Here is a 1,484-nt window from a genome sequence, read left to right as displayed (position 1 = left end):
GCTTGCCCTAAGGCAGCAACATTTAGCGATCGCGTTTCCGAACAAAATGCTAGAAAACTCAGGGTAACAAAGAGTCGCTTCAGGTCATTTTGGGCTAAATAAGCGACAGTTTCTGGGGCATCAGTTCCCTGTGATGCCACTAACTCCATCTGAATTTGGTCTGGTTGGAGGTCTAGGTCAGTTAAGCTAGCCAAGGTAATCAGTGCCAAAGCTCGCAATTGCTCAGCCGCAGTAGTAGTTGACTGTTTACCTAGGACGATCAGCAACCGAGTCTTTTGCTCTTCTAGGAGAAGCATACCATAAATTGGTGGGTCAATGGTTGCCTTGATTTGGTCAAAGGTTGTTTGCCAAACCGGTTGCTTGCCTGTCATAATTTTTGAACAAAAAGGAGTGTAAAGGGGATATAGCTGTTACAAGCCTCAGAGCTAGACCATATTTCTCAAACAAACTTATAAATATAAGATTAACGGCTGAGAATAGTTGATCAGTTTCTAAATTTTGGTATTTTGCGCGCGTCTTTCTGGAGTGGTCGATAGCAAACGTTTGTTCCGACACGCTGATTTCCCTAGATTTTCTGGAAGCGTCGAGAGATTTTCTACTATTTGGGAAATGAATTGTGATCGATAATCTTTGATTGAGATGAGGTGCTCTCAATCACAATCCCCTTAGTGGGGGAGATACTGTAAGGGTAGGGACGGTGATCTGCCTTAGCCCCACGAATTTTAGTAATTTGCAGCCAATTTTTGTAGCCAATGTCTTCTCCGCGATTCATTTCATCCCACTCAGGGGAATAAAGGTCTACTACGAGATCATAAAGGTTCAGTAAATTGTAGTGATCGCTTTTTTCGATTCCGTCCTGAGCAAAAATATCTAACACTGCCACATCAGGCTGACGGAGTTGAAGATTTTTACGGTATACCAGCTTAATAAACTCTCTAGGGGTACAGCTGATTAGTAGAGGCGTGAGGGAGTCAAAGATTACTCGACAGGGTTTAGGCATTTGCTCAAGCTGTTGCGCAATCCTGAGCAACAGCATCTCCGGGTCATTCAGATTCAGGTGTACAGAGGTGGCTGGCAATGTTTCTACCATGGGACTAAAGGTATCGAGGATCACCAACTGCCCTGCTTCCAGGTAGGGGTCAGGGAGTAATCCCCAAGTTGGGAGAGTTTGATAAACTTGCTGCCTAGGAATATCCGCACTAATATATAAGACTGATTCTTGGCGATGCAAGCCACAGAGCAAAAACTGATAGGCTAGGGTACTCTTACCCAGTCCGGGAGCGCCCTCCACCAAGCAAGCGGTGTTATAGGGGATTTGGCTTGGGAGCAATTTTTCGAGTGACCCAAACACTAAATGGGGAGCATCCTCAATAAATTTTAATGATTCGGTGGTTGAGGGGGGAGATATTTGGCTGGCACTGTACAATATCTCAATACCGTTTTCTGTGATTGCCATGCGGTGAGAACCACAGACATGGTCAGAT

The 1,484-nt window shown here is 44.9% G+C and carries 2 protein-coding genes; both read right to left on the bottom strand.

The window, feature by feature from the left end:
* Positions 1 to 371: hypothetical protein (locus tag F6K49_RS48330; protein ID WP_293109783.1), on the bottom strand; the 371-nt coding region annotated here is incomplete at its 3' end.
* A 227-nt stretch (positions 372 to 598) separates the two neighbouring features.
* On the bottom strand, positions 599 to 1,484 hold an 886-nt coding region (locus tag F6K49_RS48325; RefSeq protein ID WP_293109781.1), incomplete at its 5' end, for an RAD55 family ATPase.

The sequence above is a fragment of the Moorena sp. SIO3I6 genome (assembly GCF_010672095.1).
This window is presented reverse-complemented; position numbering and strand designations above follow the sequence as displayed.